This is a genomic window from Mesorhizobium caraganae (assembly GCF_016836705.1).
Lineage (GTDB): Bacteria > Pseudomonadota > Alphaproteobacteria > Rhizobiales > Rhizobiaceae > Mesorhizobium > Mesorhizobium caraganae.
The window spans coordinates 149,142-174,389 of sequence record NZ_JAFCGY010000002.1 but is presented as its reverse complement, the minus strand read 5'-3'; the positions used below and the strand labels follow the sequence as shown (position 1 = coordinate 174,389).

The 25,248-nt window shown below is 63.7% G+C and carries 23 protein-coding genes; 7 read left to right on the top strand and 16 right to left on the bottom strand.

The window, feature by feature from the left end:
• The first annotated feature begins 20 nt into the window (after positions 1 to 20).
• Positions 21 to 2,660, top strand: a complete 2,640-nt coding sequence (gene pepN, locus JQK88_RS08400) for an aminopeptidase N (protein WP_203278037.1) — start codon at positions 21 to 23, stop codon at positions 2,658 to 2,660.
• 317 nt (positions 2,661 to 2,977) lie between these two features.
• The gene (locus JQK88_RS08395; RefSeq protein WP_203278036.1) at positions 2,978 to 5,299 is read left to right on the top strand and encodes a PAS domain-containing sensor histidine kinase; all 2,322 of its coding nucleotides are present in this window, start codon (positions 2,978 to 2,980) and stop codon (positions 5,297 to 5,299) included.
• A gap of 256 nt (positions 5,300 to 5,555) precedes the next feature.
• Here JQK88_RS08395 and JQK88_RS08390 read toward each other — a convergent pair whose 3' ends face one another.
• From JQK88_RS08390 to JQK88_RS08330, 13 genes are all read right to left on the bottom strand, one after another.
• A complete protein-coding gene (locus JQK88_RS08390) occupies positions 5,556 to 6,029 on the bottom strand; it encodes an EF-hand domain-containing protein (RefSeq protein ID WP_192256627.1) in 474 nt (157 codons plus the stop codon).
• A gap of 64 nt (positions 6,030 to 6,093) precedes the next feature.
• Complete coding sequence (locus JQK88_RS08385; RefSeq protein WP_376740392.1) at positions 6,094 to 9,048, bottom strand: bifunctional [glutamine synthetase] adenylyltransferase/[glutamine synthetase]-adenylyl-L-tyrosine phosphorylase; 2,955 nt, start codon at positions 9,046 to 9,048, stop codon at positions 6,094 to 6,096.
• A gap of 11 nt (positions 9,049 to 9,059) precedes the next feature.
• Positions 9,060 to 10,535 (bottom strand): sensor histidine kinase, encoded by a 1,476-nt coding sequence (locus JQK88_RS08380; RefSeq protein ID WP_203278034.1) that lies wholly within the window; start codon positions 10,533 to 10,535, stop codon positions 9,060 to 9,062.
• Positions 10,536 to 10,642: 107 nt separating this feature from the next.
• Positions 10,643 to 11,314, bottom strand: coding sequence for a response regulator transcription factor (locus tag JQK88_RS08375; RefSeq protein WP_112564197.1), 672 nt, complete (start codon positions 11,312 to 11,314; stop codon positions 10,643 to 10,645).
• Positions 11,315 to 11,570: 256 nt separating this feature from the next.
• A complete protein-coding gene (locus tag JQK88_RS08370; RefSeq protein WP_192256622.1) occupies positions 11,571 to 13,121 on the bottom strand; it encodes a Do family serine endopeptidase in 1,551 nt (516 codons plus the stop codon).
• Positions 13,122 to 13,471: 350 nt separating this feature from the next.
• On the bottom strand, positions 13,472 to 13,936 hold the full coding sequence (locus JQK88_RS08365; protein WP_203278033.1) for a cytochrome c-type biogenesis protein: 465 nt from the start codon (positions 13,934 to 13,936) through the stop codon (positions 13,472 to 13,474).
• On the bottom strand, positions 13,933 to 15,924 hold the full coding sequence (locus tag JQK88_RS08360; protein WP_203278032.1) for a heme lyase CcmF/NrfE family subunit: 1,992 nt from the start codon (positions 15,922 to 15,924) through the stop codon (positions 13,933 to 13,935). Before JQK88_RS08360 ends, JQK88_RS08365 begins: the two co-directional genes overlap by 4 nt.
• Positions 15,924 to 16,367 (bottom strand): cytochrome c maturation protein CcmE, encoded by a 444-nt coding sequence (gene ccmE / locus JQK88_RS08355; protein WP_192256616.1) that lies wholly within the window; start codon positions 16,365 to 16,367, stop codon positions 15,924 to 15,926. Before ccmE ends, JQK88_RS08360 begins: the two co-directional genes overlap by 1 nt.
• A 3-nt stretch (positions 16,368 to 16,370) precedes the next feature.
• Positions 16,371 to 17,525: a c-type cytochrome biogenesis protein CcmI gene (gene ccmI / locus JQK88_RS08350; RefSeq protein ID WP_203278031.1), complete on the bottom strand. Its 1,155-nt coding sequence runs from the start codon at positions 17,523 to 17,525 to the stop codon at positions 16,371 to 16,373.
• A 106-nt stretch (positions 17,526 to 17,631) separates the two neighbouring features.
• On the bottom strand, positions 17,632 to 18,075 hold the full coding sequence (locus JQK88_RS08345) for an RT0821/Lpp0805 family surface protein (RefSeq protein ID WP_142866619.1): 444 nt from the start codon (positions 18,073 to 18,075) through the stop codon (positions 17,632 to 17,634).
• Between the two features lie 175 nt (positions 18,076 to 18,250).
• Positions 18,251 to 19,672, bottom strand: coding sequence for an ATP-binding protein (locus tag JQK88_RS08340; protein ID WP_203278030.1), 1,422 nt, complete (start codon positions 19,670 to 19,672; stop codon positions 18,251 to 18,253).
• Positions 19,656 to 20,321 carry a response regulator transcription factor gene (locus JQK88_RS08335; protein WP_112564177.1) on the bottom strand — a complete coding sequence of 222 codons (666 nt, stop codon included), beginning with the start codon at positions 20,319 to 20,321 and terminating at the stop codon, positions 19,656 to 19,658. The genes JQK88_RS08340 and JQK88_RS08335 overlap by 17 nt, the downstream gene beginning before the upstream one ends.
• A gap of 64 nt (positions 20,322 to 20,385) precedes the next feature.
• Positions 20,386 to 20,646, bottom strand: coding sequence for a hypothetical protein (locus tag JQK88_RS08330; protein WP_192256610.1), 261 nt, complete (start codon positions 20,644 to 20,646; stop codon positions 20,386 to 20,388).
• Positions 20,647 to 20,926: 280 nt separating this feature from the next.
• On the opposite strand from JQK88_RS08330, the gene JQK88_RS08325 reads away from it, so the two are divergent.
• Positions 20,927 to 21,313, top strand: a complete 387-nt coding sequence (locus tag JQK88_RS08325; protein ID WP_192256608.1) for an ester cyclase — start codon at positions 20,927 to 20,929, stop codon at positions 21,311 to 21,313.
• A 7-nt stretch (positions 21,314 to 21,320) separates the two neighbouring features.
• Here the strand turns inward: JQK88_RS08325 and JQK88_RS08320 are convergent, their stop codons facing one another.
• Entirely contained in the window at positions 21,321 to 21,725 is a 405-nt protein-coding gene (locus JQK88_RS08320) for a DUF3168 domain-containing protein (protein ID WP_192256606.1), read from the bottom strand.
• Between the two features lie 91 nt (positions 21,726 to 21,816).
• Here JQK88_RS08320 and JQK88_RS36010 point away from each other — a divergent pair, with 91 nt between their 5' ends.
• The gene (locus JQK88_RS36010; RefSeq protein ID WP_246749774.1) at positions 21,817 to 22,212 is read left to right on the top strand and encodes a hypothetical protein; all 396 of its coding nucleotides are present in this window, start codon (positions 21,817 to 21,819) and stop codon (positions 22,210 to 22,212) included.
• Between the two features lie 6 nt (positions 22,213 to 22,218).
• Entirely contained in the window at positions 22,219 to 22,410 is a 192-nt protein-coding gene (locus JQK88_RS08310; protein WP_192256602.1) for a hypothetical protein, read from the top strand.
• 23 nt (positions 22,411 to 22,433) lie between these two features.
• On the opposite strand, the gene JQK88_RS08305 is transcribed toward JQK88_RS08310, so the two are convergent.
• Together JQK88_RS08305 and JQK88_RS08300 are read right to left on the bottom strand one after the other, a co-directional pair.
• A complete protein-coding gene (locus tag JQK88_RS08305) occupies positions 22,434 to 22,700 on the bottom strand; it encodes a DUF1488 family protein (RefSeq protein WP_112564165.1) in 267 nt (88 codons plus the stop codon).
• On the bottom strand, positions 22,697 to 22,960 hold the full coding sequence (locus JQK88_RS08300; protein WP_112564162.1) for a hypothetical protein: 264 nt from the start codon (positions 22,958 to 22,960) through the stop codon (positions 22,697 to 22,699). Before JQK88_RS08300 ends, JQK88_RS08305 begins: the two co-directional genes overlap by 4 nt.
• A 247-nt stretch (positions 22,961 to 23,207) precedes the next feature.
• Here JQK88_RS08300 and JQK88_RS08295 point away from each other — a divergent pair, with 247 nt between their 5' ends.
• Entirely contained in the window at positions 23,208 to 23,522 is a 315-nt protein-coding gene (locus JQK88_RS08295) for a co-chaperone GroES (RefSeq protein WP_112564160.1), read from the top strand.
• Between the two features lie 60 nt (positions 23,523 to 23,582).
• Positions 23,583 to 25,214 (top strand): chaperonin GroEL, encoded by a 1,632-nt coding sequence (gene groL / locus JQK88_RS08290; RefSeq protein WP_203278029.1) that lies wholly within the window; start codon positions 23,583 to 23,585, stop codon positions 25,212 to 25,214.
• Positions 25,215 to 25,248: the final 34 nt, after the last annotated feature.

Below are 25,248 nucleotides of genomic sequence, written 5' to 3'. Positions count from 1 at the left end.
CGACAGGGAAACCCCAGGGAATGCGAACCGATACCGGCCAGGTCTTCAAGCTCGAAGACTATCGCCCCAGCGATTTTTCCATTCCGCAAACTGGCCTGACCTTTCGCCTTTCGCCAGACGCGACGCGCGTCACCGCCGTGCTTACGATCGAACGCCGCGATGGCGCCGCCGCCTCGGCGTCGCTGGTGCTCGACGGCGACGGGCTGGTGCTGAAGCGCATCGCCATTGACGGCCGCGAGCTCGCGCCGGCGGATTATCTCGCCACGCCGGACCAGCTGACCATTTTGAAGCCGCCGGCCCGCTTCGAGCTGCTGCTCGAGACCGAGATCGCACCGGCCAGTAATGAGGCGTTGATGGGCCTCTACCGCTCCAGCAATGTCTATTGCACGCAATGCGAGGCCGAGGGCTTTCGCCGCATCACCTATTTCCTCGACCGGCCCGACATCCTGTCGGTCTACACCGTGCGCATCGAGGCAAGAATGGACGAGGCGCCGTTGCTGCTCTCCAACGGCAACCCGGTGGAAAGCGGCGCGCTGGCCGATGGCTGGCACTATGCCAGATGGCACGACCCCTTTCCCAAGCCGTCCTATCTGTTTGCGCTGGTGGCCGGCAATCTCGGCCAGGTCGCCGCTAGTTTCGTCACCATGTCCGGCCGCAAGGTCGAGCTCGGCATCTATGTCGAGCCGGGCAAGGAGGGGCTTGCCGGCTACGCCATGGATGCGCTCAAGCGCTCGATGCAATGGGACGAGCAGGCCTTCGGCCGCGAATACGACCTCGACGTCTTCAACATCGTCGCCGTCTCCGACTTCAACATGGGGGCCATGGAGAACAAGGGCCTCAACATCTTCAACGACAAATATGTGCTGGCCGACCGGGAGACCGCGACCGATGCCGATTTCGCCAATATCGAGGCGATCATCGCGCATGAATATTTCCACAACTGGACCGGCAACAGGATCACGTGCCGCGACTGGTTCCAGCTCTGCCTGAAGGAAGGGCTGACGGTCTTTCGCGACCACGAATTCTCCGCCGACCAGCGCTCGCGCGCGGTAAAGCGCATTGCCGAGGTGCGTACGCTGAGGGCGCATCAATTCCCCGAAGATCAGGGACCGCTGGCGCATCCGGTGCGGCCGCGCCGCTACCGCGAGATCAACAATTTCTATACGGCGACGGTCTACGAAAAAGGTTCGGAAGTGGTGCGCATGATCCGCACTATCCTCGGGGCCGAGACTTTCCGCGCCGGCATGGACCTCTATTTCGAGCGCCATGACGGCGAAGCCGCGACGATCGAGGATTTCCTGAAGGTGTTCGAGGACGTTTCCGGGCGCGACCTGTCGCAGTTCGCGCTCTGGTACCACCAGGCGGGCACGCCGAACCTGACCGTCAGTTCGACGCATAATCCGGCCACGCGCGAGTTCACGCTCGAGATCGAGCAGTCGGTGCCGCCGACACCGTCGGAAAGCCGCAAGCGGCTGATGCACATTCCGCTCGCCTTCGGCCTGGTCGGTGCCGGCGGCGAGCCGGTCGCCTATGGCGGCGTCGAGGGCGCCGCCGTCGAGGATGGCGTCATCCATATCCGCAAGCGCCGCCATATGGTGCGCTTCTCCGGCGTTGACGAGCGGCCGGCGGTGTCGCTCAACCGCGGCTTTTCGGCGCCGATCACGCTTTCTGTCGAGCAGAAGGCCGACGACCAGTTCTTCCTCGCCGGCCACGACAGCGACGCGTTCGCGCGCTGGCAGGCGTTCAACACACTGCTCACCGATGCACTGATAGCGGCCTTCCGCCAGATCCTCGGCGGCGCGAAGCCAGCCTTCAGCGCCAGGCTGACCGGGCTTGCCGGCAAGATCGCCGGCGATGAGACGCTTGAGCCCGCCTACCGCGCGCTAGCGCTCTCGCTGCCCGGCGAGGCCGATATTGCCCGCGACATCGGCAGGACCATCGATCCCGACGCCATCTTTGCCGCCCGCGAGGCGCTGTCGCTGGCAATCGCCCGCGCCAACCAGGACGCCTTCGCCAATCTTTACGGCCGCCTTGCCGACGCTGGTCGGTTCAGCCCCGATGCGGCAAATGCGGGACGACGGGCGCTGCGCAACATCCTGCTCGACTACCTCTCGCTGTTGCCGGGAGGCGCCCCGCTCGCCGCCCGGCATTTCGAAGCCGCGACCAACATGACCGACCGCGCCGCAGCGCTCACCGTGCTTGCGCATCGCCATGACGGGTCGCCCGAGGCGGTCAAGGCGCTGGCCCGCTTCGAGGCGCGCTATGGGGCCGATCCGCTGGTCATGGACAAATGGTTCCAGATCCAGGCCAGCGTGCCGGGACCACGGACCGTGGACACCGTGCGCGAGCTCATCGGCCACGCTTCCTTCTCGATGGCCAATCCGAACCGGGTGCGCTCGCTGGTCGGCACATTTTCCAGCGCCAACCAGACCGGCTTTCACCGCGCCGATGGCGAAGGCTACCGGTTTTTTGCGCAGACCGTACTCGAGGTGGAAAAGCGCAACCCGCAAGTCGCGGCAAGATTGGCGACGGCGCTGCGCTCCTGGCGTTCGTTGGAACCGGGCAGACAGGCCAAGGCCAGGGAAGCGCTGCTGGCGATCGCGAACGGCGAGAACCTGTCGGCGGATCTGCGGGACATTGTGGAGCGGACGCTGGCGTGAGCCCATCCCTCCCCCTTGAGGGGAGGGTGGACAGCCGCCGGAGGCGGATGGACGGGTGGGGTCGTTGCGGCAGCGCGCGACCTCAACCGATTTCGATCGTGATTGAAAGAGTCGAGCGCTTCGCCGAGGACCCCTCCCGGCCCTACGGGCCACCCTCCCCTCAAGGGGGAGGGATTCCAGTGCTATTTCAATCAATTTTTAATGTTTTTTGCCCCGCGCCACTGGACAAGGCGAATCACCTTTGATTCTTTACAGACGATTCGGACGTGCGGTGTTGCCGGATCGTCAAGCGTACGGAAATTCGGGGAGTGCCATTTATGGCCAAGGCGGACGCGTGGGGCGCGCCCGAAGGGACGGCTTTTGAGCGGCGCAAGGCGCGAGGCGACGGCCTCGCCGGCAATACGCGGCTCATTGCTGAACCAGCCTACCGGCGGCTCCTGGCTGCCGAACCCCTTCTGCGTCGCTCGATACCGGCGCTCATCATCATCTTCCTGATCGTCATCGCCGCACTGCGCGTCCTGTCGCTGATGAACGAACGCGACGAGGTCGAGCGCGACGTCAAGGCAGTGCTGGGACTGGCTGCCGGCCAGATGGCGAACGCAATCTCGGCCGATCCGAACGCGGCCGCCAGCGGCGCCATCGATCTTCTGGAAAGCACGAGCCGCCAGGGCGCCATGGGCAGAAGCCATGTGCTCGTCATCACCGACAACACCTTCAAGATCATCGCCGTGTCGCCGCTGTCGACCGGCTGGCAAGGGCGATCGCTCGACAGCCTGGTGCTGGACGGCCAGCCCCTGTTCATGTTCGGCGACCGCGCTGGCGTAATGGATGTCAGCATCGGCGGACAGGACTGGTACGCGGCGGTGAGCCTGACCCGCGACAGGAAGAACGCCGCCGCCGTGCTGGTGCCGCAGGAAGCGGTCTTCGACAGCTGGCGCAAAACCGTGTCGCTCAATGTCACGCTGTTCGTGCTGACGGCGGGTGTGCTGATCATCATCCTCTACGCCTATTTCGGCCAGGCATCGCGCGCCCAGACGGCCGACCGCATCTACCTCGAAGCCCACCAGCGCATCGACATGGCCCTGGTGCGCGGCCGCTGCGGCCTGTGGGACTGGGACATGGTGCGCGGCAAGATGTACTGGTCGCGCTCGATGTACGACATGCTGGGCTACGAGCCCTGCAACTCGATGCTGTCCTTCGGCGAGGTCGACGAAATCATCCACCCCGAGGACGGCGACCTGTTCGAGCTGGCCAACAAAATCGTCGAGCGCGAGATCGACCATATCGACCAGGTGTTCCGCATGCGCCACGCCGACGGCCAGTGGGTGTGGATGCGCGCCAGGGCCCAGGTGATCGACCCGGAAGCGCCTGAGATCCAGCTGATCGGCATTGCCGTCGACGTCACCGAACAGCGGCATCTGGCGTTGCGCTCGGAGGCGGCCGACCTGCGGCTCAGGACCGCGATCGAGAACATCAACGAATCCTTCGTGCTGTGGGATGCCGCCCAGCGCCTGATCATGTGCAATTCCAAATTCCAGAAGGACAACGGACTGTCGGACCGCGACGTCATGCCGGGCGCGGCGCGCGCCGTGCTGGAGGAGCGCATGCTGGCCTTCGCCTCGGAACGGCGGCTGGCCAACACCAACGGACCGCAAGGCGGCGCGACCTTCGAGCGGCAGCTCTCCGACGGGCGCTGGCTTCAGGTCAACGAATTGAGGACCAGGGATGGCGGCACCGTCTCGGTCGGCTCCGACATCACCCAGATCAAACTGCACCAGGAAAAGCTGGTCGACAGCGAGCGTCGGCTGATGGCGACCATCCACGACCTCAGCCTCGCCCGTCGGGCCGAGGAGGAACGCGCCAGCGAACTGGTCGAGCTCAACCGCAAATACATGAGGGAAACCGAGCGCGCCGAAGCCGCCAACCGGGCCAAGTCCGAGTTTCTGGCCAACATGTCGCACGAACTGCGCACACCGCTCAACGCTATCATCGGCTTCTCCGAACTGATGGAACAGGGCCTGTTCGGGCCGCTCGGTTCGCCACGCTACGAGGAATATGCCAACGACATCAACGGCAGCGGTAAATATCTGCTCGGCGTCATCAACGACATACTCGACATGTCGAAGATCGAGGCCGGCCAGTTCTCGATGGACCGCGAGGAAATCGATCTCTGCCCGCTGATCCGCGAGACGGTGCGCGTGATCTCGCTGCAGGCGGCGGAAAAATCGATCACGGTGGAAACCCGCATCGCCGATACGATGACCCTGTTCGCCGACCGCCGGGCCATCAAGCAGATTGCCATCAATCTTCTGTCGAATGCGGTGAAGTTCACCGGCCAGGGCGGCCATATCTCGGTGCGCGCCCGCAACACTTCGGGCGCGCTGGTGCTGACCATCGAAGACAATGGCTGCGGCATTCCGAAGGAGGCGCTGAGCAAGCTTGGGCGGCCATTCGAACAGGTGCAGAACCAGTTCTCCAAGAACCACGCTGGCTCCGGCCTTGGGCTCGCCATCTCGCGTTCACTGGCCGAGTTGCAGGGCGGCGCGCTGAAAATCCGCTCGACCGAAGGCGTCGGCACAATCGTGTCCGTGCGCATCCCGGTGAAGAAGGCAGCGCCGTCGGTGAAGGCAGCGGCCTAGATTTTTGCGCAATCTTTGAAGGCTTGGCGGGACAGCGCCCCCCTCTGTCCTGCCGGACATCTCCCCCGCTTGGGGGGAGATCAGCAGTTTTGACGCTTCGCTCATTTCTGCAACGCTGGCGATTTGGCGAAGGCGGTTGCGACAGCCAATCTCCCCTCGTCGTGGGGGAGATGTCCGGCAGGACAGAGGGGGGGCGCGAAGGAACGAGACCTTCCAGAATCCGGCGGCTCTGCCGCCGGACCCAGATCATTCAACATCACTGCATGCTGTCGTCGCCGCCGTCCCATTGGCGATGGCGGCCCATGCGGCCGTTCTTCGGCAGCTCGTTGCGCTCGATCTTGCCGTCATTGTTGCGGTCGAGCATGGCAAACACCTTCTTCTCGCGCCCGGTGATGTCTTCCGTGGTCAGCGTCCCGTCGCCCTTGGTGTCGTAGCGGGCGACGATGCGCTTGGCCATTTCCTCGAACCGCGCCTTCTCCAGCGCGTCGGCGAGTTGGGCGACGGTGAGCTTGCCGCCATTGTCGGCGACCAGCTTCTTCAGCCGTGCGTTCATGGCGTCGGAAAACTGGTCGAAGCTGATGGTGCCGTTGGAATCCTTCATCGCCTTGTCGAGGCGCATCATCGTGCCTTCGCGCATTCTGGCACTGGCATTGTTCTCGGCATAGGCGGTGGTGCCGACGGCGCCTGCGAGCGCGACGAAGGCAAGGGCAAGTCCGGTTGTCTTTCTCATTGATATCTCCTGTTGCATCGTCACCCCCGATGCGATCCGAAACAGCCGTCAGCGCTTCACGCCCTCACGACTGTTTCGTACGAAGCAAAAGGTCGAAATCCTTTCTGACCTTTTGCGACGTTTCCTTGAGATGTGCTTCCAGCACACCGAAATCCGGCAGGTCAGTCACCGCCAGAAGCAGATCCGACAATCCCGGCGGAACGTCGTCACGTTCGAATGCGCCGGTAAGGCAAAGCCGCGTCATCTGGGTCAGCGCCAGATAGAGTTGATAGGCTTCGCAAAGCTGCTGCCTGACATCGGTGTCGGCGAAATCCGGGGCCAGATGCGACAGGATTTCGCCGGTGGCGGTCAGCCTTCCGCCGGCTTCGACCTGGCCGGTGATGACGGCCACCTGCGCGATGAATTCGAGGTCTATCAGGCCGCCCGCGATCAGCTTGATGTCCCAGAGATCGCGTGGCGACTTTTCCTTCTCGATCAGCGCGCGCATCTCGGATGCCTCGGCCTTCACCTTGTCGACATTGCGCGGCAAGGCCAGAAGTGCCGCCACCTCGGTTTCGACCTCGGCGCACAGTGCCGCGTCGCCGCCAATGGCGCGGGCTCTGGCCAGCGCCATGTGCTCCCAGGTCCAGGCTTCCTGGCGCTGGTACTTCTTGAAGGCGTCGACATGGGTCGCCACCGGCCCTTTGTTGCCGGATGGCCGCAAGCGCAGGTCGAGTTCGTAGAGCACGCCCTCGGCGGTCGGCGCAGAGACGGCTGCGATCAACCGCTGCGTCATCCTGGTGTAGTAATGCGACGGCGCCAGCGGCTTGTCGCCGTCGGACTCGTCCGCGTCAGCGTCGTGATCGTAGAGCAGGATGAGGTCGACGTCTGAGCCGGCCGTCAATTCGCGGCTGCCGAGCTTGCCCATGCCGAGCAGCGACACCGTGCCGCCGGCGATACGGCCATGGCGGAGTGCGAATTCGGCCGTCACTGCCTGCAGTGCGGCGTCGATGGTGAGGTCGGCGAGGTCGGAAAAGGCACGGCCAGCACGGCTCGGGGTGATCGAGCCGGCGAGCAGGCGTACACCGATCAGGAACTTCTGCTCGGAGGCAAAGATGCGCAGACGGTCGAGCACGTCCTCATAGGCCCTTTCGCCTTCGGTGAAAGCCGCAAGCCGCGCCGACAGATAGGCGCGGTTGGGAAGTTCGTTCAGCAGCGCCGGATCGAGCAGGCCGTCGAAGACATGCGGGCGCTTGGTGATGATCGCAGCCAGCCGGGGCGCGGCGCCCATGATGGTTGCCATCAGCTTCAGCAAAGCGGGATTGGACTGCAGCAGCGAAAACAGCTGGATGCCGGCGGGCAGACCGGCGAGGAATTCGTCGAAGCGCACCAAAGCCTTGTCGGCCCGGCGCGTCTGGCCGAAGGCTTTGAGCAGCGCCGGTGTCAGTTCGGTCAGCCGCTCACGCGCTTCAGCCGACTGGGTGACGCGGTAGCGGCCGAAATGCCAGCCGCGAATGACGCGGCAGATGTCGCTCGGCCGCTTGAAGCCGAGCCCGTGCAAGGTCCGCAGCGTGTCGGGATCGTCGACATCGCCGGTAAAGACCAGATTGCCGACGCCTGCGGACAGTTCCGGAGCTGTCTCGAACAGCGCAGCGTAATGGCGCTCGACTTCCTGCAAAGCCGCGCGAAAAGTTTCGGAAAATTTGGCGGCATCGGCAAAGCCCAGCATATGGGCGACGCGTTCCAGCCCCTCATCATCGTCGGGCAGGATATGCGTCTGCTCGTCGGCGACCATCTGGATGGCGTGCTCGACGCGGCGCAGGAACCAGTATTGGCGGGTGAGCGTGTCGCGGGCATCGGCGGTGATCCAGCCGCGCGCCGCCAGCGCACCCAGCATCGGCACGGTCTCGCGGCCGCGCAGCTCGGGAAAACGGCCGCCGGCGATCAGCTGCTGGGTCTGGACGAAGAACTCTATCTCGCGAATGCCGCCACGGCCGAGCTTGACGTTGTGACCCTTCACCGCGATTTCGCCATGGCCTTTGTGGGCATGGATCTGTCGCTTGATCGAATGGACGTCGGCGATCGCCGCATAGTCCATGTATTTGCGCCAGACATAGGGCTGCAACTCCCGCAGGAACGCTTCGCCGGTGGCGAGATCGCCGGCCACCGGGCGCGCCTTGATCATGGCGGCGCGCTCCCAGTTCTGCCCGCGCGCCTCGTAATAGCGAAGTGCTGCCTCGACCGGGATCGCCAGCGGCGTCGACCCGGGATCGGGACGGAGTCTCAAATCGGTGCGGAAGACATAACCGTGCTCGGTGCGGTCCTGCAGGATGCGGACCAGCCTGCGGGTGAGGCGCGCAAACAGTTCGGTGGCGTCGAGCGGATCGACGATCGCCGGCGCTTCCGGATCGAAGAAGACGACGAGATCGATGTCGGAGGAAAAATTCAATTCGTGGGCACCGAGTTTGCCCATGCCGAGCAGAATCCAGCCGGACTGCTGCGACGGGTTTTCGGGATCCGGCAATTTGAGCTTGCCCTGGCTGTGCGCCTCGCGCAGCAGGAAGTCGACCGCCGCGCGGGTGCAGGTGTCGGCTAGGTTGCTGAGACGCCTGACCGTCAGCGCGGCATCGGCCTCGCCGGAGAGATCTGCAAGCGCGATCAGGAAGTGAGCTTCCGCCTTCCACTGCCTGAGCTCCATCATCAGGCTGGATTCCGAAACGGTCTCGGCAAAGGCAGCATTGCCGATCGCTTCGGCAATGCTGAGCAGCCTGGCCTCGACACCGTCATCGAACAGCGCGTCGAGGATTTGCGGCCGGCGGCGCGCGACATCGCGGAGGAAAGGCGAGAGATCGACGACGGCAGCGAGAAAATCCTGGGCCGCACCCTTGCCGCCTAAGAATTTCGCCAGCCGCGGCAGACCTTCGTCCTCGGCGTCGCCAGCGATCTCCGACAGTTCACGGCGGGCGCGGCTCTTATCCAGCGGCGCGAGCTTTGCCGCCAGTTGCAGCTGCCATTCGGTCTCGATCGGTTTCTCGGCCATTGTCACCGCCATCAATGATCCTCCCGCGCGGGGAAACTCATGATAACGGACAATCCGGGATTGGCGGGCAGAAGTTCGAGCTTGCCATTGTGGAACGTCATGATCGCCTTGGCGAGGCTGAGGCCGAGGCCGGACCCCGGCTGCGAGCGGCTCTTTTCCAGCCGCACGAAGCGCTCGGTCGCCCTCGCGCGATCAGCGTCATCGGGAATGCCATGGCCGTTGTCGGCGACGGAAAGCCGAATGTCATGGCCGACACGCTGCAGCGCAACGCGCACGGCCGGCTTCTCAGTTGCGTCGGTTGAATATTTGATGGCGTTGTCGACGATGTTCGACAGCGCCTGGCCGATCAGCTCGCGATTGCCGTTGACTGTGAAATCGCCTTCCACGGAGGTCTCGAGTTCCACGCCCGCTTCCTCCGCCACCGGCTCGTAGAGCTCGACGACGTCGCGCACGGCGGCGGCGAGATCGACCTTGCTGGTGCTTTCTGAGGAATAACCGGCCTCCAGCCTGGAGATCATCAGGATGGCGTTGAAGGTCTTTATCAGCTGGTCAGACTCGGCAATGGTGCCTTCCAGCGCCTGCCGATAGTCGGTGGTCTTGTGCTTGCCCGAAAGCGTGGCCTCGGCGCGGTTGCGCAACCTGGTCAGCGGCGTCTTCAAATCATGGGCGATGTTGTCGGAGACCTGCTTCAGGCCTTCGTTCAGCGTCGCAATCCTGGCCAGCATTGTGTTCAGGTTTTCCGACAGGCGGTCGAATTCGTCGCCGGCGCCAGTCACCGGCAGCCGTCCCGTGAGGTCGCCGCCCATGATGCGGCGGCTCGCCTCCGAGACGCTGTCGATGCGCTTCAGCGCCGTGCGGCCGACCAAGAACCAGATCAGCAACCCGCCCAGGCCCATCATGCCCAGCGCCAGCATCAGGGCGCGGCGAATGACGGCACGGAAGCGCTCGGGCTCGCCGAGATCGCGGCCTACAAGCATGATCATCTGGTTGGGTAGCCTGAGCACCAGCGCGATGGCATTGTGGCCCTTCTCGCCCTCGGACTGAATTTCGGTCTCGCCGGGCTGCGCCCCGTTAGGGTCGGCAGCCTGATTGCGCTGCCGCTCAAGTTCGCCTTCGCCGAAGCGGCGGTAGGAGAATGGCTCGGTCGTCCAGCCATCGGTCTCGAGCACGCCCGGCTCAAGGCTCTGCACATTGCCGGTCAGGATCTGGCCGTTGGCGTCGGCGATCAGATAGAGGTTGGCGCCGGGCTGGCGCGAGCGCTGCTCGACCACGCGCACCAGCACCGGCAGGCCGCCGCGCTGATAGGCGCGGGCAAGGCCCAGCACCTCGTCATTGATCGTCTGCTGGGTCTGGCCGGTCAGCATGCGCGCCGACAGCGACGTCATGTAGAAGACGAGCAGCACGGCGCAGAGCGCAAAAAGCAGGAAATAAAGCGCCGAAAGCCGCGCCGCCGTCGTTCTCATGGTGGCCGGCAAGGAAAGGGCCATGGATGTCTAGATCATGATGAGATTTGGTTGAAATCTCACCATGATCTACCCCTTTGTTGGAGCATGATCTTTTCCAAAAACCGGTACCCACTTTTTGGGATCATGCTCTAGCTCTTCAGCATATAGCCGGCGCCGCGGACGGTGTGCAGGATCGGCTTGTCGAAACCCTTCTCGATCTTGCCGCGCAGCCGCGAGACATGCACGTCGATGACGTTGGTCTGCGGATCGAAATGATAGTCCCAGACATTTTCGAGCAGCATAGTGCGCGTCACCACCTGGCCGGCGTGGCGCATCAGATATTCGAGCAGGCGGAATTCGCGCGGCTGCAGCGTGATCTCGCGCGCGGCGCGCTTCACGGAATGGGAGAGACGGTCGAGCTCGAGATCGCCGACCCGGTAGACGGTTTCGGCTTCCCTGGCGCTGGCGCGGCGGTTCAGCACCTCGACGCGGGCGAGCAATTCGGAAAAGGCATAAGGCTTGGTCAGATAGTCGTCGCCGCCAGCGCGCAGACCGGTGACGCGGTCATCGACCTCGCCCAGCGCCGACAGGATCAGCACCGGCGTGGTGTTGCCGCGCGAGCGCAGGCCGGCAATGACGGAGAGCCCGTCGCGGCGCGGCATCATACGGTCGACCACCATCACGTCATAGTCGCCGGCATCGGCAAGCGCGAAGCCGGTTTCGCCGTCGCCGGCGACATGGGCGGTGTGTCCGGCCTCGGTAAAGGCCTTCTGCATATAGTCGGCCGCCTCGCGATCGTCCTCTATGACGAGAATCTTCATAGAGCCGTTATACGCGATTTCGCTGGAAGATTGAGGGGCCGCCATGAGCGTGAAAAGCTTTCGTTCAAGCATGTCGTTATCCCAAAACCACCGTGCACTTTTGGGCGACATGCTTTGCTGTTAGAGCGGCAGCGGGCGATGGGGCCCGCTGCCGCCGAGGGCAGAACACGATGACTGACTAACGCGTTCGGCCCCTTGCTTTCCCGTGCGGCAGCTCGGGGGTGTTGAAACCGCCGCACTGGAAAAGTGTTCGATGTCAGCCCTTGGCGACCGGAAGCGCGACGAAGCGGTTCGAGTCATCGCGGGTGATCTGCATCAGCACCGCCTTGCGGCCGGACTTGACCGCATCGGCCATCGCCTTGGCGACGTCCTCGGTGCCGTTCACCTCCGTCGAATTGACCGAGGTGATGACATCGCCGGGCTGGATGCCACGGTCGGCGGCATCGCTGTCGGGGTCGACATCGGTCACCACCAGACCCTTGCCGTTCTCCGACTTGGTGACGGTGAGGCCGAGATCGGCCAGCGCGGCCGGCTTTGCCGGTGCTGCAGGCTGCTGCGGGTCGGCCGAGGCCTGCTTGTCGGTGGACGGCAGCGTGCCGAGGTCGACCTTGATCGTCTCGCTCTTGCCGTCGCGCCACACGGTGACGTCGACCGACTTGCCGGGCGAATAGGCACCGATCAGTCGAGCCAGTTCCTTCGGCGATGCAACGTCCTTGCCTTCGACCTGGGTGATCACGTCACCGGCGGTGATGCCGGCCTTCTTGCCGGGACCGCCGTCCTGGGCGCTGGAGACCAGAGCCCCGTTCTGAGACTTCAAGCCCAGCGATTCGGCGATATCCGACGTGACCGGCTGGATTTCGACGCCGAGCCAACCACGCTGCACCGAGCCGCTCTTCATCAGATCCTGCACAACCTGCTTGGCGGTCGAGGCCGGAATGTCGAAGGCGATGCCGACGCTGCCGCCCGAGGGCGAGAAGATCGCGGTGTTGATGCCGACGACCTGGCCGTTGAGGTTGAAGGTCGGTCCACCAGAATTGCCGCGGTTGACCGAGGCGTCGATCTGGATGAAGTCGTCATAAGGGCCGGCCCCGATGTCGCGGCCACGGGCCGAGACAATGCCGGCGGTGACAGTGCCGCCGAGACCGAACGGATTGCCGACGGCAACCACCCAGTCGCCGACGCGAACCTTGGAATCGTCGGCGAAGTCGACATAGGTGAACTTGCCGACGCCGTCGACCTTGAGCACGGCCAGATCGGTGCGCGGATCGGTGCCGATCAGCTTGGCGTCGAGTTCCTTGCCGTCATTCATCACCACGGTGAAGGCAGAGCCTTCCTCGACGACATGGTTGTTGGTGACGAGATAGCCGTCATCGGAGATGAAGAAGCCCGAACCCTGCGCCACCGGGCGGGGCTGGTCGTTGTTGTGGTCGCGACGGTTGAAGCGGCGATTGCCGAACTGGCCGTTCTGGTCGCCGAAGCCGCGGAATTGCTTGAAGAACTGGCGCAGCTGCGGATTGTCGGGCAGGTTGTTCATGCCGTCCGGATCATCGGACTGGTCGGAACCGTCATCGGCGGCAGGTTCGATCTTGGCCTTGACCTTGACGCTAACCACGGCGGGCGAAACGCGCTCGACGACATCGGCAAAGCCCGGCACCTGCGGCGCCTCGACCCGGACAGCGTCGGCCAGAACAGGGGCCGTGCCGGTGGTGACGGCGCCGAAACCAATGGCACCGGCAATGGCCAGCGAGGCGGCAGCGGCCAACAGGCGCTTGCGGGTGCGGGAATATGAATTGGGGGCAATAGACATGGATCTGTATCCTCTTTTCACTGGATGCGGCTCAGGCAGAGCATCCTCGGAAAAGAGGAATAGCGAGGCGCACATTACGGCGCCATTTCCGGTTCATGAAAGTTTTGTAATGTTTGCGGTGCTCACCTACTGCTCTATTCTAACAGCACAGCGAACGGCGCGCGGGTCCATGACACAAAGCACCACCAAGACAATTGGGAGTGCGACATTATCGAAGGTATCAAACGCGGCATCGCCGATGCCGTGGCTGGCCACATGGTGCCCCATGAAGAAGCGATGGCGGAAATTGACGCCTTGATCGAAGCGGAACACAAGATAATAGCGGCCAGTCGCCGAGGGCCGAATCGAGCCTAATCGTTCAGTATCTTGTCCAGCGCCGCCTGTTCCTCGGCGCTCAGCGCCTTGGTCGCCAGCGAGCGACGGGAGCGCGTGGTGAGCACGATGAAGACGCCGCCGACCAGCAGCAGAAGCACCGGCGTGCCCCACAGCAAGGCGTTGCGCAAGCTGAAGCGCGGCTTCAGCAGCACGAACTCGCCATAGCGCGACACGATGTAGTCCATCACCTGCTGGTCGGTATCGCCGGCAACCAGGCGCTGGCGCACCAGAATGCGCAGGTCGCGGGCAAGGTCGGCATCGGATTCGTCGATCGACTGGTTCTGGCAGACCATGCAGCGCAGGCCTTCCGACAGCAGCCGCGCCCTGGCCTCGAGCGCGGGATCGGCGAGAACCTCGTCGGGTTTCACTGCGTGCGCTGCGCCGGCGAACAGCAGCGTCAGCAGCAGGACGAGCGAGGCCAGCGAAAACCTGGTGCTCACGGCAGGCCTGCCGATGGCATGGCAGCTGTCGGCTTGCGGCGGCGCGAGGGCGCGCCGACACGCAGGCGACGGTCGAACAGCGACATTGCCGCGCCCGCCATCATCACAAGAGCACCGCCCCAGATCAGCGTCACCAGCGGCTTCCACCACAGGCGTACGACGACCGAACCGTCGGTGCCCTCGTCGCCCAGCGACAGATAGAGCTGGCTGAACCCGATCGTCTCGATGCCAGATTCGGTCGTGGTCGTCTGCCGCACCGGAAAGAAGCGCTTGGCCGAGGTGATTTCAGCCGCAATGCCGCCATCGGCGCCGATCAAGGAAAAGCGGCCGCGGTCCTCGCTGTAGTTCGGGCCCTGCGCGGGATAGAGCCCTTCGAAGCGCAGCGTGTGGCCGGAGAGTTCGACGCTCTCGCCGGCATGCATCGACAGGATTTTTTCGGTGCCGAAGCACAGCGTGCCGACAATGCCAAGCGTCGTCAGCCCGAGGCCGAGATGGGCCAAGGCGGTGCCGAACACCGAACGCGGCAGGCCGGCGAAACGGCGCAGCATGGTGGCCGGCGACACATTGCCGAAGCCGGATTTGACGGCAAGGTCGGTGAGCGCGCCGCAGACCAGCCAGAAGGCAAGGCCGACGCCAAGAGCGGCGAACACTGATGCGCCGTCGATGAACAGGCCGGTGACCAGCATCGCCAGAAGGGCGGCGGCGAAGGCCGCCATCAGGCGCTGGGCGACCGCATAGAGGTCGCCGCGCTTCCAGGCGAGCAGCGGCCCGAACGGAACCACGACCAGCAGCGGCACCATCAGCGGGCCGAATGTCAGGTTGAAGAACGGCGCACCGACCGAGATCTTGCCGGCCGAAAGCGCCTCGACCGCCAGCGGATAGAGCGTGCCGACCAGCACCGTGGCGGTGGCCGTGGTCAGGAACAGATTGTTGAGCACCAGCGCGCCTTCGCGCGAGATCGGGTGGAACAGGCCGCCGGCCGTAAGCCTGGAGGCGCGCAGCGCAAACAACGCCAGCGAGCCGCCGATGAACAACGTCAATATGCACAGAATGAAGATGCCGCGCGTCGGATCGGTGGCGAAGGCATGCACCGAGGTCAGCACGCCGGAGCGCACCAGGAAGGTGCCGAGCAACGACAGCGAGAAGGTGAGGATGGCGAGCAGCAGCGTCCAGATCTTGAGCGCCGAGCGCTTCTCCATGACGATCGCCGAATGCAAGAGCGCGGTGCCTGCCAGCCACGGCATGAAGGAGGCGTTTTCGACCGGGTCCCAGAACCAGAAGCCGCCCCAGCCAAGCTCGTAATAGGCCCAGTATGAGCCCATGGCGATACCGCCGGTGAGGAACATCCAGGCGACCAGCGTCCATGGTCGCACCCAGCGCGCCCAGGAGGCATCGATGCGGCCTTCGATGAGGGCCGCGACCGAGAAGGAAAAGCAGATGGAGAAGCCGACATAGCCGAGATAGAGCAGCGGCGGGTGGATGGCGAGGCCGAGGTCCTGCAGAACCGGGTTGAGATCGCGGCCTTCGATCGGCGCCGGATTGAGCCGGATGAACGGATTGGACGTTGCCAGGATGAACAGGAAGAAGGTGGCGCCGATCGCCCCTTGCACGGCCAGCACATTGGCGCGCAGCGTTGCCGGCAGATTGGAGCCGAAGACGGCGACCAGCGCGCCGAAGAAGGTCAGGATGAGCACCCACAAGAGCATCGAGCCTTCGTGATTGCCCCAGGTTCCGGTGATCTTGTAGATCAGCGGTTGCAGCGAATGCGAGTTTTCCCACACGCTGGCCACCGAGAAATCGGAGCTGGCATAGGCGCCGGCGAGGGCTGCGAAGGAGAGCGCGGTCAGCGCGAAGCCGGTGACTGTGACCGGGCCGCCTACAGCCATCAGCCGCTGATTGCCGGTGCGGGCGCCGATGAGCGGCACCAGCGTCTGCACCAGCGACAGGGCGAAGGCGAGGACGAGCGCGAAATGTCCGGTCTCAACCATTACTCACTCTTGCTCTCTTGCCAGACGCCCTTGGCCTTCAGCCCATCGGCCACTTCCTTGGGCATATAACGCTCGTCATGCTTGGCCAGCACGCTGTCGGCGACGAAGACGCCATCCGAGCCGAAAGCGCCCTCGGTGATGACTCCCTGTTCCTCGCGGAACAGGTCGGGCAGGATGCCGGTATAGGTGACCTTGACCGATTTGTGGGTATCGGTCACCGAGAAGGCAACCGTCGCGCCCTGCCCGCGCACGACCGTGCCCTTTTCGACGAGGCCGCCCAGCCTGATGCGCTGTCCCGGCTCCAAGCTGGCGCTGGTCAGATCGGCAGGCATGTAGAAATACGAAGCTTTCTGGCCGAGCGCATAGAAGGTCAGCCCGGTGGCGGCGCCGAGGAAGGCGAGGCCTCCGATGATCACGGACAATCGCTTCTGCTTACGCGTCATGCCCTACTCCGTCGCCGTCAGGCCGAGCGAGGCGGCAAAGGCGGTGAATTTCTTCGCTTCCTCACTATCGGCGCCGAAAACGGCAATACCGCGATGCAGCGCTTCGCGCGCCTGGTCGGCCTTGCCCAGCACCACATAGGAACGAATGAGCCGCATCCATCCTTCCGTGTCGCGCGGATTTTGCCGCAGTTTTTCATCGAGACCGGCGACCATGGTGTCGATCATGGCCTGCCTGTCCTGCGGCGCCATCGACGAGGCGGCATCGACGGCTGCGGCATCGGGGCCTTTCGCGGGCTCTCCTGACGCGACGCTGCGGTTGGCGGCCTCGGCCAGCGCCTGTTGGACAGCGCCCCGCCAAGGCGAATCCGGCGGCAGGAGGCCGAGCATCTTCTGCCAGGCAGCGGTCGCCTCTGCCAAGCGGCCTTCCTGCGCCAGCGCCATGGCCAGGTAGAAGGCGGCTTTCTGGTTTGCCGGGTCGAGCTTCAATGCCTGCTCGAATGCCGATTGGGCATCGGCCGAGACAATGCCGCCGGCGGCATTGGCGATCGCTTCGCCGAGACCGGCCTCGCGGGCAGCGGTGTCGCCATCGAGGCGGATGGCGTTGCGATAGGCTGTCACCGCATCGGAAAAGCGCTGCAGGCGCAGATAGATCGGGGCGAGCACGTCCCATCCCCTGCCATCGGACGGATTGGCGGCTAGATGGGCCTCGGCGCGCGCCACCAGCTCATCGACCGAACTATCGGCCGGGTTTTTGGCCAGCCGTTCGGCAAGTGGCTGCGACGGCAAATCGGGCGAGCCGAGCTGGCTGTACAGGCCCCAGCTGAGCAGTGGGACCAGCAGCACCGCTGATGTCGCCACCAGCCTGGTCGCCCTCGACGGCTGCCGCGTGCCGGGTACATCGACCTGGCAGGTATTGGCTTGACCAACATCTCCCAGGCGAAGGACGCGGCGGGCGATTTCGGCACGCGCCTCCTCGGCTTCCGCCGGCTGGATCAGGCCGCGCGAGGCGTCGCGCTCAAGCTCGGCCAGTTGGTCACGATAGACTTCGAGGTCATGGTCGTTGCTGGACGAAGCGCCCTTGCCGCCGCCGGTCAGCGGCAGCAGCACCGCCAGGCTTGCGCCCAGCGTGAGGATTGCAGCTATGACCCAGAACAGCATGGTTCTTCCAATAGAGCGAGAGCCCTGCTCTGCCAACACAGACACACTGCGACGCTTTGACGGCAGCGAGCAAGCAAGCCCGATCCCGATCAGCCGACCCGAACGGTCAGGTCAGCGGCGTCCAGCTGCCGTCAGCGTTGCGGCAGGCGGTGCCACGCGCGGTCTGGCCGGCCGTGCCGGTGAACACCGTATGGGTGTATTGGCGGCAATCCTGCGAGCCGACGCGGTACGGCTGGGCCGCGACGACTTCGCCGGAATGGGCCGAACTGTCGCTCTTCCACGTCACCTTCTGGCCGCTCGCCGTGTATTCGAGCGCCTTGTATTCCGCCTCGAGCGCCTTGCGCTTCTCGGTCTCGTTCAGGCCACTGCCGATCGATCCGCCGACGAGCCCGCCGGCCATGGCCGAAATGATCGTCGTCGCGACTTTGGCCCCTGAAGGAGGCGTCGCGGGCGGGTTGGTGATGGAGATATCCGGGCCGCCGCCCTTGCTCAGGGTTCCGCAGCCGGAGAGAGCGAGCAGTGCGGAAACGAGCGCAACGCGAATCTTCATGCCAACAACCGGTTTTCTTGAACGGGATGCGCTAGGGGCCGCGTCATCGGGGATGCCTGCTGGCCATAGTATTGATATTTGTCGGAAATTTGGCCGTTTGCCGACCATCCGAGGAGCAATCGACAGGTCGCCTTAACACAGGCGCCCAGCCATGTCGATTGGCCCTGGAAATGCATCATTGCAGGCTCCGCAAGCGCACCACCGCCTTCAGCCCGCCCATGGCGGAGCGGTCCAGCGCCAGAGCGCCGCCATACTCGTTGACGAGGTCGGCGACAATAGCAAGCCCGAGCCCGGTGCCTGGCTTGGTCTCGTCGAGGCGCCGGCCGCGTTTCAGCGCATCGCGCGCCTTGTCCTCAGGAATGCCTGGACCGTCATCCTCGATCGCGATTTCGAACAAGCCGGCGGCGCCGGCCGGCGTGACGGACACGGCGACAGTGCTCTTTGCCCATTTCATGGCATTGTCGAGCAGATTGCCGAGCAGTTCCTCCAGATCCTGGCGCTCGCCGGCAAAGACGATGTCGGCCGCCGGCAGCGCAAGCGACAGACTGACATCAGGCTTGAGTTTTTGCAGCACGCGCACCATGCGCTGGACCAGCGGCGTCACCGGCGTACGGTAGACAACGCTATCGCGCTGCGCCGCGACCCGGGCGCGCTGCAGATAATGATCGACCTGCTTCTGCATCGAGGCGGCCTGGTCGGCGATGAGCTGGCCCTTGGCGCCGCCGAGCGCCCGCCCCTCATTGATCAGCACGGCGAGCGGCGTCTTCAGCGAATGGGCGAGATTGCCGACCTGCGTGCGTGAGCGCTCGACGATGCGCTTGTTGTTTTCGATCAGCGCATTGGTCTCGTTGGCGAGCGGCTCGATCTCGGCGGGGAATTGGCCGTCGAGCCGCTGCGCCGTGCCCTCGCGCACCATGGCGAGCGCGTTGCGGACCCGGCGCAAGGGCTGCAGGCCGAGCAGGATGGCGATGGCGTTGATGGCGATCATGCCGACGCCGAACAGGCTGAGATAGGTTAAGAGGCGGCCCTGGAAGGTGGCGATCTCCTGCTCGAGTTCGGTCTTGTTGCCCATGACGCGGAAGCGCGCGGCGCGGTTCTTGGCGTCGAGGACGAATTCGCTTTCGAACACTTGCAGTTCCTCGTCGCCGATGCCGTCGGTGGAATAGCTGCGCTGAAAACTGGAATTGAAAGGCACCTCGGCGACGGTCGGCGACGGGATCGTCGTGGTCATCGAGGACGAATGAAGGTTGCCATGCACGCCTTCGGAAGCCGGCTCAACCGACCAGTACCAGCCTGAATTCGGCTCCGAGAAGCGCAGGTCGCCGAGGTCGGGAGCGCCGGTGAGCTGGCCGGACTCAGAAACGCCGACGGAGCCGATCAGGTTGAACAGATGCGCCGACAAAAGGCTGTCGAAGCCACGCTCGCTGGCTTGGCGGTAGAGCGTGGTGATCAGGGTGAAGATGACGATCAAAGTGAGGATCGCCCAGATGGTGGAAAAGCCGATGACGCGGAAGGCCAGCGAGCGCGGCCAGAGCCGTGCCGAAAAAGGCTTCCTTGCTGGTATGGGGAGCGGTTCCGCCTTACGCCTCCGGCTCACGCATGCGATAGCCCATGCCGCGCACGGTTTCGATCATGTCGATGCCCATCTTCTTGCGCAACCGGCCGACAAACACCTCGATGGTGTTGGAATCGCGGTCGAAATCCTGGTCGTAGAGATGCTCGACCAGTTCGGTGCGCGACACCACCTCGCCCATATGGTGCATCAGATAGGCAAGCAGACGGAACTCGTGCGAGGTCAGCTTCAGCGGCTGACCGTCGACATCGGCCTTGGAGGCCTTGGTGTCGAGGCGCAGCGGCCCGCAAGTGAGTTCGGATGAAGCATGGCCGGCGGCGCGCCGGATCAGCGCCCTCACCCGCGCCAGCACCTCCTCGATGTGGAACGGCTTGGTGACGTAGTCGTCGGCGCCGGCGTCGATGCCCGACACCTTGTCGCTCCACCGGTCGCGCGCGGTCAGGATCAGCACAGGCATCTTGCGGCCGTTGCGGCGCCAGCGCTCGACGACGCTGATGCCGTCCATCTGCGGCAAGCCGATGTCGAGCACGACGGCGTCGTAAGGCTCGGTGTCGCCGAGGAAATGGCCCTCCTCGCCGTCATAGGCGCGGTCGACGACATAGCCGGCATCGACCAGCGCGTCGGCCAGCTGCCGGTTCAGATCCTTGTCATCTTCGACAACGAGTACGCGCATGATTGGTCAGGCCTGTTGATGTCTCAGATATAGGCCGATTCCGGCGGCCTGGGAAACAATGGGGTCAGTTCGCCGGGACGACGATCTCGGAACGGCGGGGGCGCTGACCGTTCTTGCCAGGAACGAGCACGACGATGACACAGACCTCCTGGCCGCCACGCGTCGACTGCGAGGCCTTGGCCAGTGTGCCGCCATTCTGCTCGGCAACCTGCTGGCCGATCGCGTAGCAGTCAGCCGCGGCTGCCGGCGTCGCCTGCGACGCCAACACGCCGGCGATGCCAAGCGCCATTGTCGCGGTTCTGAAATGAGAGCGAAGCGTTTTCATGGTCGGCGTTGTAACGCAACTGTGCTGAACGTGAAATGAACGGTGAACGGTTGAAAATCCATCCCCGCAATATCCCCTGCGCGCGAAACGAATGAATGCGATCATGCCGCCCAGTCCCCCCAGACCGGGAATGGGATTCATAGCCGGAAAACCGGCAGCTCGGCTATGGTTTTTGCGAGCAGGTTCTCAAGTCGTAGATGGATTGGGAAGAGGTCAAGGCGCGACCATCCTCAGGGGCGCCCTAATTAGCGTAGGAAACGCCAAACCATCGGAGTGGGCCATGACGGATAATGATCTTGCCGACCTCTACCGGGGCTACATCGCCTGCCTGAATGCCCGGGACTGGGCCAATCTCGGAAAGTTCGTCGGCAACGAGGTGCAGCACAATGGCGAAATGCTCGGCCTGTCAGGCTATCGCCGCATGCTCGAAGGCGATTTCGAGGCCATTCCCGATCTCGGTTTCAACATCGAACTGCTGGTCTGCCAACCACCGCGCGTGGCGGCGCGCCTGCATTTCGACTGTCATCCCAAGGGAATGCTGTTCGGCCTGCCGGTGAATGGCAAGCGCGTGTCGTTCGCCGAGAATGTTTTCTACGAATTCGGAGAGGGTCGCATCCGCGAGGTGTGGTCGGTCATCGACAAGGCCGAGATCCAGGCGCAGATTTAGGCTTCTATCAATTTTGCTGCGTGATGGCGCGAATTCGCAGCAGCCCGTGATGGAGCGCTAGATCCTCGTCATAGCGCGCCTCGGCGAACTCCAGTGACAGGCGTGTCTGGTCGCGCGAGCCGGTGGCGAATGCAGCGCCGTCGAGGCGCGCCCGGATGCTGTCCATGATCAGACGCGTCTCGGCATCGCCTTGCGCCTTCGACCAGACATGTAGCGTGATCAGCTGGTCGTCATCGTTGTCGGCGCCGGTGTCGAGATCGAAAGCGCTGGTCCGGCCATAGGTGACATAGGGGAAGGCGGCACTGTCGGCCGCCTGCTCGCGCAACCCGGCGCCGCCGAGCAGCGCCGTCAGCGAGGCGTCGCTCTTCAATCTCATGAACAAGGCTTGCAGCAAATCGCCGGGCGCCGTCATCCTCGTCTCCGTTCGCCTGTCACGCCTAAGAGCATGATGACATCCGAAAACCGCTTCACACTTTTCGGCATCATGCTCTGGAACAAACCTCATGCCGCACCAGTTTCGCGCGCAACCTAACTGCGTTGCACCGATTTCGCCAGATGACAACCGGCCCCACGCAAGTGGCGAATCGGGCGGCATCGCCGTTTCACCGACCGGTTTCTATTTGGCATGCAGGGAGTTTCAAGAAGGGTGTTATGAGTTTTCTCCGACAATTCGAGGTCATTTCATGCGAACGCCATCGCTGCTGCCGGCTTTTGGAAAGCTCGGCGTCAAGCCGCCGGTCGTGATTGCGGCAGCACCCACGCTGTCCAAGAGCATGAACAGCGCAGCTTTGCGCATGCGGAAGGTTCTTTCCGCGCATGGCGGCCTGATCTTGAAGCTGTCGGTGCTGGTCTGGACGATCCTGATCCTGGCGGCGGCATTTTTCATGTCACGGGCCTGACGCCGCATGGCAAACCGCTACGCCTTGCGCATGGACCAGCCGGAGAGCTGGACCATCTTCGACATCTTCACCGGCCAGCCTGTCGAGCTCAAGCATCAGGTCATGGTCGGCATGACTGTGCGCGATGCGGAAGCGTTGGCCGACCGCCTGAACAGCCGGGACGTCAAGCGGCGGGCAAAAGCGGATCGCAAATCCTGATCCAGGTCGATCGCAGCCGGGAGCTAACTGAAATCCGCGGCGGTGAGCACATATATGCTCTTGCGGGTGCGGGCATAGGCCTTGCTGGCAATGTCATGGATGGATCTGGACGCCGTATCGAAGGCTGCCAGATAGGTGGCTTCCGAGGTCGCCGTCCCCGACGGCGCCTTCGAGATTGCATCGGCGGCGACAGAGAAGGAAATCTGGAACATGCCGTCATGGCCGACAAAGCGGATGCGCTTGCCGGCCTCGTCATAGCTGCGGCTTGGATTGGGGAATGTCAGGCTCATGACTTGGCTCCCTTCGGTGCGGCGGCAGCTTTCTTGACTGTCGCCCGCTTCTTCTTCGGTGTCGGGTTCAGGGCTTCCTCAACGCGGTCGGCCTCTTCCTTGGCCAGGCGCAATCCCCTGAGCCTTGCGGTCTTGATCTCCCTGGCTCTGGCCTCGGATACGTAATCGGAGGTTGCCTTGTTGCGCTCGGCCGTCTTCTTCTGCTTGTCCATGAAGCGGGCCTCAGCTTTTTCCATGATACTCTGATTGCCGTCGGCCATCGCTTAAATCTCCCTTGTGCCTGAAACCGTTGAAATGAAACTTTCCATATAAATAGTCGCTTTGGTGCAGAAATTCAATTTTTTGAATTATTTAGACGGAGCGCAATATCTGGAAATCCGCAGGCCACATAGTACTTTTAATATTCTGAGCTGCCCGCGAATAATTTTTGGCACTCCTATCTATCGAGTGCCAACGCGCCTATAAGAGCGGCGTGGCCGCCTGTGCAGGCCCCAGAAAGAAGTTCTCATGAAGTTTCGGCCACTCCACGACCGCGTCGTCATCCGGCGCGCCGAAGGCGATACCAAATCCAAGGGCGGCATCATCATTCCCGACAATGCCAAGGAAAAGCCGCAGGAAGGCGAAGTCATCGCCGTCGGCCCCGGCGCACGCGACGAAAACGGCGCGCTTGTTCCGCTCGATGTCAAGGCAGGCGACTTGATCCTGTTCGGCAAATGGTCGGGCACCGAGGTCAAGATCGATGGCGAGGACCTTCTGATCATGAAGGAAGCCGACATCATGGGCGTTATCGAAAAGGCCGTCGAAGCCAAGAAGGCCGCCTGACTGAAGCGCCGCGCATCTGCGCGGTGACGGTCCACTCCAAATGCGAACTGGATGAAAAAAATGTCTGCCAAGGAAATCAAATTCTCCACCGACGCGCGCGACCGCATGCTGCGCGGCGTCGAGATCCTCAACAATGCGGTGAAGGTCACGCTTGGCCCCAAGGGCCGCAACGTCATCATCGACAAGGCCTATGGCGCGCCGCGCATCACCAAGGACGGCGTCACCGTCGCCAAGGAAATCGAGCTTGCCGACAAGTTCGAGAACATGGGCGCGCAGATGGTGCGCGAAGTGGCTTCGAAGACCAACGACCTAGCCGGTGACGGCACCACCACCGCCACGGTGCTGGCCGCCTCGATTCTGCGCGAAGGCGCCAAGCTCGTTGCCGCCGGCATGAACCCGATGGATCTCAAGCGCGGCATCGACCAGGCTGTCGCCGCCGTGGTTAAAGACATCAAGGCGAAGGCCAAGAAGGTCAAGTCGTCGGCCGAGATCGCCCAGGTCGGCACCATCGCCGCCAATGGCGACGCCACCGTCGGCGCCATGATCGCCAAGGCGATGGACAAGGTCGGCAATGACGGCGTCATCACCGTCGAGGAAGCCAAGACCGCCGACACCGAACTCGACGTCGTCGAAGGCATGCAGTTCGACCGCGGCTATCTCTCGCCCTATTTCGTCACCAATGCCGACAAGATGCGCGTCGAATTGGAAGAGCCTTACGTCCTCATCCACGAGAAGAAGCTCGGCAATCTGCAGGCGATGCTGCCGATCCTCGAGGCGGTGGTGCAGAGCGGCCGGCCGCTGCTGATCATTTCGGAAGACGTCGAGGGCGAGGCGCTGGCGACGTTGGTCGTCAACAAACTGCGCGGCGGCCTGAAGGTCGCGGCCGTCAAGGCGCCAGGTTTCGGCGACCGCCGCAAGGCGATGCTGGAAGACATCGCGGTGCTGACATCGGGCCAGATGATTTCCGAGGATCTCGGTATCAAGCTCGAAAACGTCACCATCGAGATGCTCGGTCGCGCCAAGCGGGTGCTGATCGAGAAGGACACCACCACGATCATCGACGGCGCCGGCACCAAGGCGACCATCCAGGCGCGCATCGCCCAGATCAAGGGGCAGATCGAAGAGACGACGTCCGACTATGACAAGGAGAAGTTGCAGGAGCGGCTGGCCAAGCTTGCCGGCGGCGTTGCCGTCATCCGTGTCGGCGGCGTCACCGAGTCGGAAGTGAAGGAAAAGAAGGACCGCATCGACGACGCACTGAACGCCACGCGCGCGGCGGTTGAAGAAGGCATCGTGCCCGGCGGCGGCGTGGCCTTGCTGCGCGCAAGGTCGGCGCTTGCCGGCCTGACCGGCGCCAATGCCGATGTCACCGCGGGCATTTCGATCGTGCTGCGGGCGCTCGAGGCGCCGATCCGCCAGATCGCCGAGAATTCCGGCGTCGAAGGCTCGATCGTCGTCGGCAAGCTCTCCGACAGCAAGGATCACAATCAGGGCTTTGACGCCCAGAACGAGGTCTATGTCGACATGATCAAGGCGGGCATCGTCGATCCGGCGAAAGTGGTGCGCACCGCACTGCAGGATGCCGGCTCGATCGCAGCGCTTCTGATCACCGCCGAAGCGATGATCACCGACGTTCCGCCGAAGGATGCGGCACCGGCAGGTGGTGGCGGCGGCGGCATGGGCGGCTACTGACCACCGCCTGAAATTGCCCGCCCGGGAAAGCCGG

Bases quoted from the DNA above. Each gene is read 5' to 3' on its own strand.
- pepN (WP_203278037.1), top strand. From the start codon at position 21: ATGCGAACCGATACCGGCCAGGTCTTCAAGCTCGAAGACTATCGCCCC.
- JQK88_RS08395 (WP_203278036.1), top strand. From the start codon at position 2,978: ATGGCCAAGGCGGACGCGTGGGGCGCGCCCGAAGGGACGGCTTTTGAG.
- JQK88_RS08390 (WP_192256627.1), bottom strand. From the start codon at position 6,029: ATGAGAAAGACAACCGGACTTGCCCTTGCCTTCGTCGCGCTCGCAGGC.
- JQK88_RS08385 (WP_376740392.1), bottom strand. From the start codon at position 9,048: ATGGCCGAGAAACCGATCGAGACCGAATGGCAGCTGCAACTGGCGGCA.
- JQK88_RS08380 (WP_203278034.1), bottom strand. From the start codon at position 10,535: ATGGCCCTTTCCTTGCCGGCCACCATGAGAACGACGGCGGCGCGGCTT.
- JQK88_RS08375 (WP_112564197.1), bottom strand. From the start codon at position 11,314: ATGAAGATTCTCGTCATAGAGGACGATCGCGAGGCGGCCGACTATATG.
- JQK88_RS08370 (WP_192256622.1), bottom strand. From the start codon at position 13,121: ATGTCTATTGCCCCCAATTCATATTCCCGCACCCGCAAGCGCCTGTTG.
- JQK88_RS08360 (WP_203278032.1), bottom strand. From the start codon at position 15,924: ATGGTTGAGACCGGACATTTCGCGCTCGTCCTCGCCTTCGCCCTGTCG.
- ccmE (WP_192256616.1), bottom strand. From the start codon at position 16,367: ATGACGCGTAAGCAGAAGCGATTGTCCGTGATCATCGGAGGCCTCGCC.
- ccmI (WP_203278031.1), bottom strand. From the start codon at position 17,525: ATGCTGTTCTGGGTCATAGCTGCAATCCTCACGCTGGGCGCAAGCCTG.
- JQK88_RS08345 (WP_142866619.1), bottom strand. From the start codon at position 18,075: ATGAAGATTCGCGTTGCGCTCGTTTCCGCACTGCTCGCTCTCTCCGGC.
- JQK88_RS08335 (WP_112564177.1), bottom strand. From the start codon at position 20,321: ATGCGCGTACTCGTTGTCGAAGATGACAAGGATCTGAACCGGCAGCTG.
- JQK88_RS08330 (WP_192256610.1), bottom strand. From the start codon at position 20,646: ATGAAAACGCTTCGCTCTCATTTCAGAACCGCGACAATGGCGCTTGGC.
- JQK88_RS08325 (WP_192256608.1), top strand. From the start codon at position 20,927: ATGACGGATAATGATCTTGCCGACCTCTACCGGGGCTACATCGCCTGC.
- JQK88_RS08320 (WP_192256606.1), bottom strand. From the start codon at position 21,725: ATGACGGCGCCCGGCGATTTGCTGCAAGCCTTGTTCATGAGATTGAAG.
- JQK88_RS36010 (WP_246749774.1), top strand. From the start codon at position 21,817: ATGCCGCACCAGTTTCGCGCGCAACCTAACTGCGTTGCACCGATTTCG.
- JQK88_RS08310 (WP_192256602.1), top strand. From the start codon at position 22,219: ATGGCAAACCGCTACGCCTTGCGCATGGACCAGCCGGAGAGCTGGACC.
- JQK88_RS08305 (WP_112564165.1), bottom strand. From the start codon at position 22,700: ATGAGCCTGACATTCCCCAATCCAAGCCGCAGCTATGACGAGGCCGGC.
- JQK88_RS08300 (WP_112564162.1), bottom strand. From the start codon at position 22,960: ATGGCCGACGGCAATCAGAGTATCATGGAAAAAGCTGAGGCCCGCTTC.
- JQK88_RS08295 (WP_112564160.1), top strand. From the start codon at position 23,208: ATGAAGTTTCGGCCACTCCACGACCGCGTCGTCATCCGGCGCGCCGAA.
- groL (WP_203278029.1), top strand. From the start codon at position 23,583: ATGTCTGCCAAGGAAATCAAATTCTCCACCGACGCGCGCGACCGCATG.